Source organism: Streptomyces sp. NPDC026301 (genome assembly GCF_055567935.1).
The window spans coordinates 36476-49503 of the sequence record NZ_JBVHPN010000017.1; the positions used below are offsets into that span (position 1 = coordinate 36476).

The following is a 13028-nucleotide window of genomic DNA, read 5'->3' on the forward strand; positions in this document are numbered from 1 at the left end:
GGAGACATTCTCCTCGGCCACCGCTGGGCTCCCGCCGAGCGGCCGCAGAAGGTGCAGATCCGGCCGTACCCGACCGCCTCCGGCCCCTCCCGGCCGCAATTCGTTCGCCAGTCGTTTCGGCGAGGTGAGATCCTGGATCGCGTATGTCCAGTCAGCCTGCCTCCGCCGCGGCCCAGGGCGCCACGCCCCAGGGCACTTCGCCCACCCTGTCCGCCCTGGGAGCGCAGCTCCCCGAGCTGATGCTGCGCGACCAGCAGCGGCTCGGCCGCCGGCTCGACGGCGCGCGCAGGATCCGCAAGCCCGAGGCCCGGGCCGCCGTGCTGGCCGAGATCGCCGAGGGCGTCGACGAAGCCCGGCTGCGCGTCGAGCAGCGCCGGGCCGCCGTTCCGGAGATCACGTATCCCGAGCAGCTGCCGGTCAGCCAGAAGAAGAACGACATCCTGGAGGCGATACGTGACCACCAGGTCGTGATCGTCGCGGGTGAGACCGGCTCCGGCAAGACCACCCAGATTCCGAAGATCTGCCTGGAGCTGGGCCGTGGCGTGAAGGGCCTGATCGGGCACACCCAGCCGCGCCGGATCGCCGCCCGTACGGTCGCGGAGCGGGTCGCCGAGGAGCTGAGGACCCCGCTGGGCGAGGCGGTCGGCTGGAAGGTCCGCTTCACCGACCAGGTCGGCGGCGACACGCTCGTGAAGCTGATGACGGACGGCATCCTGCTCGCCGAGATCCAGACGGACCGCGAGCTGCGCCAGTACGACACGATCATCATCGACGAGGCGCACGAGCGCAGCCTCAACATCGACTTCCTGCTCGGCTATCTGGCGCAGCTGCTGCCGAAGCGGCCGGACCTGAAGGTCGTCATCACGTCGGCCACGATCGACCCGGAGCGGTTCTCGCGGCACTTCGGGGACGCGCCGATCGTCGAGGTCAGCGGGCGCACGTATCCGGTGGAGGTGCGGTACCGCCCGCTGCTGGAGGAGGGCGGCGACGACGCCGACCGGGACCAGATCACCGCGATCTGCGAGGCCGCGGACGAGCTGCAGGCCGAGGGCCCCGGCGACATCCTGGTCTTCCTCTCCGGCGAGCGGGAGATCCGGGACACGGCGGACGCGCTGACCAAACGCCTGAACAGGGGCGGCGCGGTGGCGCAGAACACCGAGGTACTGCCGCTGTACGCGCGCCTCTCGCACGCCGAGCAGCACCGCGTCTTCCAGCGTCACTCCGGCCGCCGCATCGTGCTCGCGACGAACGTCGCGGAGACCTCGCTGACGGTCCCGGGCATCCGGTACGTCATCGACACGGGCGTGGCGCGCATCTCGCGGTACAGCTACCGCACGAAGGTGCAGCGGCTGCCGATCGAGCCGATCTCGCAGGCCAGCGCCAATCAGCGCAAGGGCCGCTGCGGCCGGCTCAGCGACGGCATCTGCGTCCGGCTGTACTCGGAGGAGGACTTCGAGTCCCGGCCGGAGTTCACGGACGCGGAGATCCTGCGGACGAACCTGGCGTCGGTCATCCTGCAGATGACCGCGGCCGGCCTCGGCGACATCGAGAAGTTTCCTTTCATCGACCCGCCGGACCGCCGCAACATCAAGGACGGCGTGCAGCTCCTGGAGGAGCTCGGCGCGGTCGACCCGAAGCAGAAGGACCCGAAGAAACGGCTCACCCCGATGGGCCGGAAGCTCTCCCAGCTGCCGGTGGACCCGCGGCTCGCGCGGATGGTCCTGGAGGCCGACAGCAACGGCTGCGTACGCGAAGTCATGGTCATCGCCGCGGGCCTGTCCATCCAGGACCCGCGCGAGCGGCCCGCCGACAAGCAGCAGCAGGCCGACCAGCAGCACGCCCGCTTCAAGGACGAGACCAGCGACTTCCTGGCGTACCTGAATCTCTGGCGGTACGTCAGGGAGCAGCAGAAGGCGCTGTCCTCCTCGGCGTTCCGCCGCATGTGCCGCAATGAATTCCTGAACTACCTGCGGATACGCGAGTGGCAGGACATCTATACGCAGCTGCGCACGGTCGCCAAGACGATGGGCATCCATCTCAGCGAGCAGGACGCGGCGCCTGATCACATCCACACGTCCCTGCTCGCCGGTTTGCTCTCGCATATCGGGCTCAAGGACACTGACGCCAAGAACGAGTACCTGGGCGCCCGCAGCGCCAAGTTCGCGGTCTTCCCCGGCTCGGCGCTCTTCAAGAAGCCACCGCGCTGGATCATGTCGGCGGAGCTGGTCGAAACGTCCCGCCTGTGGGCGCGGGTGAACGCGAAGATCGAGCCGGAGTGGGTCGAGCCGCTCGCCCAGCACCTGGTGAAGCGGACGTACAGCGAGCCGCACTGGGAACAGAAGATGGCCGCGGTGATGGCGTACGAGCGGGTCACGCTCTACGGCGTACCGATCGTGGCCCAGCGCAAGGTCAACTACGGCCGGATCGATCCGGAGATCTCGCGCGACCTGTTCATCCGCAACGCCCTGGTCGAGGGCGACTGGCGGACCCACCACCAGTTCTTCCACGACAACCGCAAGCTGCTGGGCGAGGTCGAGGAGCTGGAGCACCGGGCCCGGCGCCGCGACATCCTCGTGGACGACGAGACGCTCTTCGACTTCTACGACCAGCGCATCCCCGAACACGTCGTATCCGGGGCGCACTTCGACTCCTGGTGGAAGAAGAAGCGCCAGGACGAGCCGGAACTGCTCAACTTCGAGCAGTCGATGCTCATCAACGAGACCGCCGAGGCCGTCACCAAGGACGACTACCCGGACTCCTGGCGGCAGGGGAAGCTGAAGTTCAGGGTCACGTACCAATTCGAGCCGGGCGCCGACGCGGACGGCGTGACCGTCCACATCCCGCTCCAGGTGCTCAACCAGGTGTCCGCCGACGGCTTCGACTGGCAGATCCCGGGCCTGCGCGAGCAGGTGGTCACCGAGCTGATCCGGTCGCTGCCCAAGCCGATCCGGCGCAACTACGTGCCGGCCCCGAACTTCGCGGCCCGCTTCCTGGACGCGACCGTGCCTCTGCAGGGCCCGCTGACCGCCTCGCTGGCGGCCGGGCTGCAGCGGATGGTGGGCGTGCCCGTCGAGGCGGCCGATTTTGACTGGTCCAAGGTGCCGGACCACTTGAAGATCACCTTCCGAGTGGTGGACGAGCGGCGGCGCAAGCTCGCCGAGGCCAAGGACCTCGAAGCGCTGCAGCTGAAGCTCAAGCCCAAGACCCGGGCGGCGATCTCCAAGGCGTTCGAGCAGGCCGCGCAGAAGCAGGGCGGGCAGCCCGGCAAGGCCGGCGCGGACGCGGGCCCGGCGGGGCCGGAGCAGCGCACGGGCCTGACCTCCTGGACGATCGGCACGCTGCCGCACACCTTCGAGACGCGGCGCGCCGGCCAGCCCCTGAAGGCGTACCCGGCGCTGGTCGACGAGGGCACCTCGGTGGCCGTACGGCTCTTCGACACCGAGGCGGAGCAGCGGAGCGCGATGTGGGCCGGCACCCGCCGCCTCGTCCTGCTCAACATCACCTCCAATCCGGCCAAGTTCGCGCAGAGCAAGCTCACGAACCAGCAGAAGCTGGCGCTCTCCCGTAATCCGCATGGCTCGATTCAGTCGCTCTTCGACGACTGCGTGACCGCCGCGGCGGACCGGCTGATCGCCGCGCACGGCGGCCCGGCCTGGGACGAGGAGGGGTTCAAGAAGCTCTTCGACGCAGTGCGGGCCGACCTGGTCGACGCCACGATGAAGACCGTGCAGCAGGTCCGCGAGGTACTGGCGGCCTGGCAGGCGTGCGAGCGGCGGCTGAAAGACACCACCTCGCCGGTGCTGCTGGCCTCGGTCGCGGACGTCAGGGAGCAGCTGGCACGGCTCATCAAGCCGGGCTTCGTCACCGAGCACGGCGCCAAGCGGCTGCCGGACCTGATGCGGTATCTGGTCGCCGCCGACCGCCGGCTCCAGCAGATGCCCACCAGCGCCGAGCGGGACCGCTCCCGGATGGCGAAGGTCAAGGAGATGCAGGACGAATTCGCCTGGCTGCTGGAGCAGTTCCCGGCGGGGCGGCCGGTGCCGCAGCAGGCGCTGGAGATCCGCTGGATGATCGAGGAGCTGCGGGTGAGCTACTTCGCGCACGCGCTGGGCACCGCGTATCCGATCTCCGACAAGCGGATCGTGAAGGCGGTGGACGCGGCCGCTCCGTAGGCGGCCGGGGCCCGTTCCGGTGTGCGCCGGGTCACCGCCGGGCGCCGGCCAGGGCCTCCCCCGGCAGCGAGTTCGACTCACCCCCTGACCTGCTGTAGAGTCTTGCTTCGCAGCCACCGCGCAAGCGGAGGAAGCAGCAAGGTCCTGTGGAGCAGTTTGGAGTGCTCGCCACCCTGTCAAGGTGGAGGCCGCGGGTTCAAATCCCGTCAGGACCGCAGCAGAAAGGGCCCGCATCCGATCCGGATGCGGGCCCTTTCGTCGTACTCGGCTCGCAGTCGGCGCTCGTACTCGGCCGTACTCGGCGACCGTTTCCGGCCCCCGCCGCCGGCGGCCGGTTCCCGTCCCGTCTCGTGGCGCACGCCCGATCCGGCTCCTTGACTGCGCCTCCCACCGCCGGTACCCACGAAGCAGGGGCGGGCTGCGGAGGTGCGGGCGATGGCGGCAAGGGGGAGACACGGGACCGGCCCACCGTTCCGCGCGGCCCGGCGACCAAGATCGTCTCTGCGGGGCCGCCAGCGGCCGCTCCACGCACTGGCCGCTCTTCGGCACTCGGGGACGCCTCCGCGGCCCGTACGCGGCGCGTGACGGCCTCTTCGCGTCCATCGGCGCCGAGACCGGCCCCCCGCGTCCTCATTTCCGCGCCCGCGATCCGCAGTGAGGACGAAAGTCCGCTGCCGAGGTGACCAATGACGCCTCCCTCATCGCCCGTGCGGTGAGAGGCTGTTGAGGAGCGGGATGACCGCTGTGCACTACCGCAGCGGCCGCCAATGGGACAACCACTGGCGGCTGTGACGGGTGTCACCGCACGAGTTTTGGGATCAGGGGAACTTACGCCCTGCCTACAGGCAGTCAATTTAATATGTGCAATTGCACCGCCCACCCGGTGGCCTTCCGGCCGTACCGGCGAGTACGGGGGCCCGGGTTCCGGAGCCCCCGTGGGCGGTGACCACGAGCGACGCTCCGGCCTGCGGGAGCGGCGTCCGCGACACGCCCGGCCGGCGGGGGCGGACGAGCGGCCCAAGGGCACATGAGCGCACAAAAAAGATCGCGCTGGACCCGGCGGAGTCCAGCGCGATCGATGACGTACCTCTGTGCCGCAGGTGCGGCGCCTGTTGGGGCAGGCGCCTCGTCATATGGAGCTTTGTGGTGCTCTATGGGCATACCGCGGGTTGGGGGACCCGGAAATGCCCGGTCATGCGTGTTTTCAGGCCTCGCTGCGCTGCTGGGGGATGCCCGCCAGCAGTGCGCGGACCTCAGCCTCGCGGTAGCGCCGATGTCCACCGAGAGTCCGGATGGACGTGAGCTTGCCTGCCTTGGCCCAACGGGTCACCGTCTTGGGGTCGACACGGAACATCGTGGCAACCTCGGCAGGGGTCAGCAGCGGCTCGGCGTCAGGGGTGCGAGCGGTCATGAGCGGCCTCCTCGGGAGAACCGAACCATCACGGTTCTTTCCTCTAAATTCTGCACCTTGACCCGCGTTGCCCGAAATGGCGGACGCGGGCCGAGTCGGTTATAGGACGAACGGCTTGTCCTCGGCACTACAACTACACCATCTGTCCAGCCGCGTCGGCCAAACCGATGGAATTGCCCTCTCAGGTGTTCAACCTCGGCGGAAGCCGATGGACCGTGCCATAGCGGACAGTCACGCCCCTGTGACGATCAGTCACATCGTGATCAGGCGTCACCAGTCCCACCAAGGAGTGCAATACCGATCTATCCGCCCTTAGTTGGACGGAAGGAGCCCCAGTCAGGCTCCTTGTCCTATTTTGGCACGAGGGTGGTAGTTGGTGGCAAGGCCCGAAGTCAGTGCTTTAGGTCACTGTTGTGCGAAAAGACCGGATCGGGACCTACGTCCCCTACATCCGAACCACCGCACCGTGATCACACAGCACCGCACAGAAAACCCTCAACCACCGCACAGGGATCGCCTGCAGCCCACCACCCGTAGGCACGCGCCGGTACGCCCGCCGGGGGCGCACAACGGAGGCGCGCGTCATGGCGACACGTGCCTCCGAAGATGATCACCCAAGCCCGCGGTCAGCTCGCGTACTGCCGCTCCCGGACCGCACGCCAGCGGTCCGACAGCTTCTCGTACGCCGCGCCGGCGCGCTCCCCGTCCCCCTCGCGCAGCGCCGTGAGCCCCTCCGCCACCTCCGCGGCGGAACGGTCCTCGGCGAGCTGCCCCTCGGGGACGGCGTGCACCAGCCCCCCGTAGTCCAGCTCGACGAGGGCGCGCGGGTGGAATTCCTCCAGCCAGCGCCCCACATCTACCAGGCCGTCGATGAGCGGGCCCTCCTCGAGGGCGTCCCGCAGCGTGCGCAGGCCGCGCGCGACCCGACGCCTGGCCTCGACCATCGGCGTGCGGTAACGCAGTACGAGCCCTTGGTCACCCTTCGTGTACTCCCGCTCCGCGTCGTTGAAGAGCACGAACCAGCGCACCGGTACGTGCCAGGTCGCCGTGCGGATCCAGGGGCGCGCGTCAGGGTTCATTTCAAGCCACCGCTCATAGTCGGCGGCGGCCTGCCGGCGGACGACCGGAGGCAGCGCGGCGTCCAGCACCGGCGCCGGCAGCCGCTCGGGCAGCTCCTCCAGCGCCTGCCAGCCCCGCAGCCGCGTCCGCCAGGGGCACACGCACGTCACGCCGTCCACGACGGCGATGAAGGCGTCACCACTCTCGTGCACGGGGACCGCGACGGGCGGGGTCGCCAGCAGATCGGCCAGCGAGCGCCGCAGCTCGTCCTGGGCGGTGGGCGTGGCGTCCCGCTTGGCGTACCGCGCCCAGTGGGAGCGCTCCGGCTCGGGGAACGCTGCCAGCGGTTCGTAGACCCGTAGATACGCCGCATACGGGACCATCACCGACGACGCCAAGGCCACGCCCGCTCCATTCTTCTGTCGGTCCCTCTTCGGAGGACCGCAAGGGAAGTCCGCCGCAGAGGAGTCTGCCAAGGGGCAGCACACCGCCGGGAATTGCCCCCGTCGAGCGGCCCGGCATGCGCAAATCGTCCCATGCCCGTCCCCCACTAGGGGGTGATCCTCCGCACTGTGCCGATCAGCGGGCGTCGAAGGTCATACGCTTCCCCCGACCGGCCCTCCCCCCGCTTCTCCCTGCCACAAGCGGGAGGGAACGACCCGAGGGCGTCCACCGCGACTATGGGAGTCACCACAGTGACCGACGTACGTCCCTCCCCCGAGCACTCCGTGCCGGGGGCCTCCGCAGTCCACGCCGACGGCGGTGTCCTGCACACCCTGTTCCGGTCCGATCAGGGCGGCCACGAGCAGGTCGTGCTCTGCCAGGACCGTGCCAGCGGCCTCAAGGCCGTGATCGCGATCCACAGCACCGCGCTCGGCCCCGCCCTGGGCGGCACCCGCTTCCACGCGTACGCCTCCGAGGAGGAGGCCGTGCTGGACGCGCTGAACCTCTCCCGCGGCATGTCGTACAAGAACGCGCTCGCGGGCCTGGACCACGGCGGCGGCAAGGCCGTGATCATCGGTGATCCCGATGTGGTCAAGACCGAAGAACTACTGCTCGCCTACGGCCGCTGCGTGGCCTCCCTCGGTGGCCGTTACGTCACGGCCTGCGACGTCGGTACGTACGTCGCGGACATGGACGTGGTCGCCCGGACGAACCGCTGGACCACCGGCCGCTCGCCCGAGAACGGCGGCGCCGGCGACTCCTCCGTCCTCACCGCGTACGGCGTCTTCCAGGGCATGCGCGCCGCCGCGCAGCACCAGTGGGGCGACCCGAGCCTGCGCGACAAGAAGGTGGGCATCGCGGGCGTCGGCAAGGTCGGCCGCCACCTCGTCGAGCATCTGCTCGAAGACGGGGCCGAGGTGGTCATCACGGATGTACGGGCCGAATCGGTGGAGCGGATTCTGGCCACGCATCCGCGGGTCCGCGCGGTCGCCGACACCGAGGCGCTCATCCGTACGGAGGGCCTCGACGTGTACGCGCCGTGCGCGCTGGGCGGCGCGCTCAACGATCACTCCGTACCGGTCCTGACCGCGAAGGTGGTCTGCGGCGCGGCCAACAACCAGCTCGCCCATCCGGGCGTGGAGAAGGATCTCGCCGACCGCGGAATCCTTTATGCGCCCGACTATGTGGTCAATGCGGGCGGTGTCATCCAGGTGGCGGACGAGCTGCACGGGTTCGACTTCGACCGGTGCAAGGCCAAGGCCGGAAAGATCTTCGACACAATGCTTTCAATATTCGCGAATGCGAAGACAAACGGCATTCCGCCGGCCGCGGCGGCGGACCGGCTGGCCGAGCTCCGGATGGCGGAGGCACGCTCCGCCTGACCGCCGCCACCCTCCGCGGCCGCACCCGGTGACCGTGGGGTTCCTACAGTGACACGCTCGGTGGGCGGTGAAGGAGACATCCCTCACCACCCACCGGCGGGTCGCCGGACGTGACACGTTAAAATCGCAGCTGACCAGCGGGTACGGGGCGTCCCGCGGGTCATGCCGGGCGGCCGGTGGTGCGGGCGACGTACCGTATGGCCGCGGAAGCAGGTACCGTTAAAGCCCTACGGGCCGGACTCTCCGTCGAGAGTCCGCTCTGAACCATGAACGCGTGTCAAGACTCTGGGGCCGTCGAGCCCCGTCGTTGAGGGGGTCGAGCCATGGGGCGCGGCCGGGCCAAGGCCAAGCAGACGAAGGTCGCCCGCCAGCTGAAGTACAACAGCGGTGGGACTGATCTCTCACGCCTGGCCGAAGAGCTGGGTGCATCGCCGCAACAGCCGGCACAGCAGCCGCCGAACGGTGAGCCGTTCGAGGATGACGAGGACGACGACCCGTACGCACGGTACGCCGACCTGTACAACAACGATGACGATGAGGAGGACGAGGGCGACTCGTCCGACCAGCGTCGTCGCGCCTGACGCCGCCGCGCGTTCAAGGCAACAGCAGCATCACGGACCCGGTCCGGCGCATCGCCCGGACCGGGTTCTGTGCTGCCCTGCTGCCGTGCGGGGCCTGCGTCAGCCGGCGTAGTCACCGGTCAGGGCCGCGGCCTCGGCCTGGTCGCCGCGCTCGACGATCTCACCGCTGACCCAGGCGTCCATGCCGCGGTCCGCGAGGGTGGCGAGCGCCACGTCCACCGATTCCTGGGGCACGACGGCCATCATGCCGACGCCCATGTTCAGGGTCTTCTCCAGCTCCAGGCGCTCGACCGAGCCGGCCGTGCCGACCAGGTCGAAGACCGCGCCGGGGGTCCAGGTGGAACGGTCGATCGTGGCGTGCAGGCCGTCCGGGATCACCCGCGCGAGGTTGGCCGCGAGGCCGCCGCCGGTGATGTGCGAGAAGGCGTGCACGTCGGTGGTGCGGGTGAGCGCCAGGCAGTCCAGCGAGTAGATCTTGGTGGGCTCCAGCAGCTCCTCGCCCAGGGTGCGGCCGAACTCGGCGACCTCCTGGTCCAGGGCCATGCCGGCGCGGTCGAAGAGCACGTGGCGAACGAGCGAGTACCCGTTCGAGTGAAGACCGGAGGACTCCATGGCGATCACCACGTCACCCTTACGGATACGATCCGCGCCCAGCACGCGGTCGGCCTCGACCACGCCCGTACCGGCCCCGGCGACGTCGAAGTCGTCCTCGCCGAGCAGGCCCGGGTGCTCGGCGGTCTCGCCGCCGACCAGCGCGCAGCCGGCCAGCACACAGCCCTCGGCGATGCCCTTCACGATCGACGCCACCCGCTCGGGGAAGACCTTGCCGACGCAGATGTAGTCGGTCATGAACAGCGGCTCGGCGCCGCAGACGACCAGGTCGTCCACGACCATGCCGACCAGGTCGTGGCCAATCGTGTCGTACACGCCCATCTTGCGGGCGATGTCGACCTTGGTGCCCACGCCGTCGGTCGCGGAGGCGAGCAGCGGGCGCTCGTACCGCTTGAGCGCGGAGGCGTCGAAGAGGCCGGCGAAGCCGCCGAGCCCGCCGACGACCTCGGGCCGGGTGGCCTTCTTGACCCACTTCTTCATGAGGTCGACGGCGCGGTCGCCCGCTTCGATGTCGACGCCCGCGCTCGCGTAGCTGGCACCGGTGCCCGCGTGCGGCGCACGCTGAGGAGATTCAGCAGACATGGCTGAGAGCTTTCGTGTCGTCTTGCAGGGGTTCTACGGGCGACGCAGCGCGTCGGCGCCGCCGACCCCGGCGGTGAGCGTCTGCACACCGTCCACGTCGGACGACGTCCGGCCCTCGGTCTCCGACTCCAGCAGGTGCTTGCCGAGCAGCTCCGGGTCGGGGAGGTCCATCGGGTACTCGCCGTCGAAGCAGGCGCGGCACAGGTTGGGCTTGGCGATCGTGGTCGCCTCGACCATGGCGTCGGTGGAGATGTACGCGAGCGAGTCGGCGCCCAGGGACTTGCCGATCTCCTCGACCGAGAGACCGTTGGCGATCAGCTCGGCGCGGGTGGCGAAGTCGATGCCGAAGAAGCACGGCCACTTGATCGGCGGGGAGGAGATCCGCACGTGGACCTCGGCGGCGCCGGCCTCGCGGAGCATCCGTACCAGCGCGCGCTGGGTGTTGCCGCGGACGATCGAGTCGTCGACGACCACCAGGCGCTTGCCGCGGATGACTTCCTTGAGCGGGTTGAGCTTCAGGCGGATGCCCAGCTGGCGGATGGTCTGCGAGGGCTGGATGAAGGTCCGGCCGACGTAGGAGTTCTTGACCAGTCCGGTGCCGAACGGGATACCGCTGGCCTCGGCATAGCCGACCGCTGCCGGGGTGCCGGACTCGGGCGTCGCTATGACCAGGTCGGCCTCGGCGGGCGCCTCGGCGGCCAGCTTGCGGCCCATCTCCACGCGGGAGAGGTACACGTTCCGGCCCGCGATGTCCGTGTCGGGACGGGCGAGGTAGACGTACTCGAAGACGCAGCCCTTGGGGCGGGCCTCGGCGAAGCGGGTCGCGCGCAGGCCGTCCTCGTCGATGGCGACCATCTCACCGGGCTCGATCTCCCGGATGAAGCTGGCGCCGCAGATGTCCAGCGCCGCGGTCTCGGAGGCGACCACCCAGCCGCGCTCCAGGCGGCCGAGGACCAGCGGGCGGATGCCCTGCGGATCACGCGCCGCGTACAGGGTGTGCTCGTCCATGAAGCACAGCGAGAAGGCGCCCTTGACCTTCGGGAGGACGCGCGGCGCGGCCTCCTCGACGGTCAGCGGCTTGCCGTCCTCGTCGACCTGGCCGGCCAGCAGCGCCGTCACCAGGTCGGTGTCGTTGGTGGCCGCGACCTGCGTCGCCCGGCCGCCCTCGCGGGGCAGCTCGGCGACCAGCTCGGCCAGCTCGGCGGTGTTCACCAGATTGCCGTTGTGACCCAGCGCGATCGAGCCGTGCGCGGTGGCACGGAAGGTCGGCTGGGCGTTCTCCCACACGGACGCACCGGTGGTGGAGTAGCGGGCATGGCCCACGGCGATGTGGCCCTGGAGAGAGCCCAGGGAGGTCTCGTCGAAGACCTGGGAAACGAGCCCCATGTCCTTGAAGACCAGGATCTGTGAGCCGTTGCTCACTGCGATGCCCGCGGACTCCTGCCCACGGTGCTGCAGCGCGTACAGCCCGAAATAAGTGAGTTTGGCGACCTCTTCTCCCGGGGCCCAGACACCAAAGACGCCGCAGGCGTCCTGGGGACCCTTCTCACCAGGGAGCAGGTCGTGGTTGAGTCGTCCGTCACCACGCACATCAATGAGTCTAGGGCAGGTACGGGATTCATCCGAACCGGGGATGGCCGTGAACCTGGACGATGTGCTTGACGTGAACACACGGTCGGCACCCGGGTCGGGGCCGCACAGAGCCTGCAGCCCCTGGTACAGGGCGCGCCACGGCAGCGGGCGGGACGAGGATCCTTATCCGTGCCTCACATCGGGTGAGAAGCGTCACTTCTCCGCCATTGTCGGATCGACCGAAAGAAGAGTCCCCATTTAGCGGGATTTCGGAGTCGAGCCCCGCGGCTCACACGTCACATCTTTCCCGACAGTTTCCCGTCAGCAAACAAGGCTCTCAGGACAGTACCGGCAGGTACTCCCCCAGATCGGCCCGCTCGCCGCTCGCGCTGACCGCCGCGTCCGCCACCGCGTCGGCCCAGGCCGTACGGCCCGTCGCCAGCCGCAGCCAGGTCAGCGGGGCGGTCTCCACGACGTTCGGCGGGGTGCCGCGGGTGTGCCGCGGCCCCGCCACGCACTGCACGACGGCGAAGGGCGGCACGCGTACCTCCACGGAGCCGCCCGGCGCCTTCTCCGCCAGCGCGTCGGCGAGCAGCCGGGTCGCGGCGGCCAGCGCCTGCCGGTCGAACGGGATCTCCGTACCGGTCGCGGCGGCCAGGTCGTCGGTGTGCACGACCAGCTCGACACAGCGGGTCACCAGCACCTCGTCCAGCCGCATCGCCCCGGTCCTGACCGGCAGCAGCCGGTCGTCGGCGGCGCCGGCCACCAGCGTGGCGTACCGCTCGGCGGCGCGGTCCAGCAGGGCGACCGGGTCCTGCTCGGCGGCCGTCTCCCGCACGTACGCGTCGATCTTGTCGGCGTGCGGCGCGGTGGCGAACGGCCACTGGGCGAGCGTCGTCTCCTGGCGCGCCGGCGCGGGCCGCTCCAGGCCTGCCGCGACGTGCTCCAGCGCCATGGAGAGGTGCACGACGAGCTCCCGTACGGTCCACTCCCCCAGCCGCGTCGGCCGCGCGAACTCCTCGGGACCGAAGCCCCGTACGGCCTCCCGTACGTGCGCGAACTGCGCCGTCACCGCGGCCCGGGTCTTGGCGGAGTCGTACTTACGAGGACGCTTCTTGGCCGGTGGCATGACCGCGAGCCTAATGGCAACGGGCGGTGGCCCCGGCGGACGGCAACGGGCGGTGGCCCCACCGGATTTCTCCGGCGGGGCCAC

Annotated in this window: 8 protein-coding genes and 1 tRNA gene; 4 read left to right on the top strand and 5 right to left on the bottom strand. The window is 69.7% G+C overall.

What is annotated here, in order from left to right:
• Positions 1–143: 143 nt before the first annotated feature.
• Both hrpA and ACZ4MH_RS26865 read left to right on the top strand, forming a co-directional pair.
• Complete coding sequence (gene hrpA, locus ACZ4MH_RS26860) at positions 144–4172, top strand: ATP-dependent RNA helicase HrpA (RefSeq protein WP_351593038.1); 4029 nt, start codon at positions 144–146, stop codon at positions 4170–4172.
• Positions 4173–4312: 140 nt separating this feature from the next.
• A tRNA-Asp gene (locus ACZ4MH_RS26865) sits at positions 4313–4387 on the top strand.
• Between the two features lie 989 nt (positions 4388–5376).
• Here ACZ4MH_RS26865 and bldC read toward each other — a convergent pair.
• Positions 5377–5583: a developmental transcriptional regulator BldC gene (bldC, locus tag ACZ4MH_RS26870; protein ID WP_003949541.1), complete on the bottom strand. Its 207-nt coding sequence runs from the start codon at positions 5581–5583 to the stop codon at positions 5377–5379.
• A 626-nt stretch (positions 5584–6209) separates the two neighbouring features.
• Positions 6210–7046 carry a DUF8083 family protein gene (locus tag ACZ4MH_RS26875; RefSeq protein WP_351593035.1) on the bottom strand — a complete coding sequence of 279 codons (837 nt, stop codon included), beginning with the start codon at positions 7044–7046 and terminating at the stop codon, positions 6210–6212.
• A gap of 276 nt (positions 7047–7322) precedes the next feature.
• Here ACZ4MH_RS26875 and ACZ4MH_RS26880 point away from each other — a divergent pair, with 276 nt between their 5' ends.
• Both ACZ4MH_RS26880 and ACZ4MH_RS26885 read left to right on the top strand, forming a co-directional pair.
• Positions 7323–8468: a Leu/Phe/Val dehydrogenase gene (locus ACZ4MH_RS26880; RefSeq protein ID WP_351593032.1), complete on the top strand. Its 1146-nt coding sequence runs from the start codon at positions 7323–7325 to the stop codon at positions 8466–8468.
• 323 nt (positions 8469–8791) lie between these two features.
• The gene (locus ACZ4MH_RS26885; RefSeq protein ID WP_031050486.1) at positions 8792–9049 is read left to right on the top strand and encodes a DUF3073 domain-containing protein; all 258 of its coding nucleotides are present in this window, start codon (positions 8792–8794) and stop codon (positions 9047–9049) included.
• 99 nt (positions 9050–9148) lie between these two features.
• On the opposite strand, the gene purM is transcribed toward ACZ4MH_RS26885, so the two are convergent.
• From purM to ACZ4MH_RS26900, 3 genes are all read right to left on the bottom strand, one after another.
• Positions 9149–10243, bottom strand: coding sequence for a phosphoribosylformylglycinamidine cyclo-ligase (purM, locus tag ACZ4MH_RS26890; protein ID WP_351593029.1), 1095 nt, complete (start codon positions 10241–10243; stop codon positions 9149–9151).
• A 33-nt stretch (positions 10244–10276) separates the two neighbouring features.
• Entirely contained in the window at positions 10277–11833 is a 1557-nt protein-coding gene (gene purF, locus ACZ4MH_RS26895) for an amidophosphoribosyltransferase (RefSeq protein ID WP_351593027.1), read from the bottom strand.
• Positions 11834–12152: 319 nt separating this feature from the next.
• Positions 12153–12944, bottom strand: coding sequence for a sterol carrier family protein (locus ACZ4MH_RS26900; RefSeq protein WP_351593024.1), 792 nt, complete (start codon positions 12942–12944; stop codon positions 12153–12155).
• Positions 12945–13028: the final 84 nt, after the last annotated feature.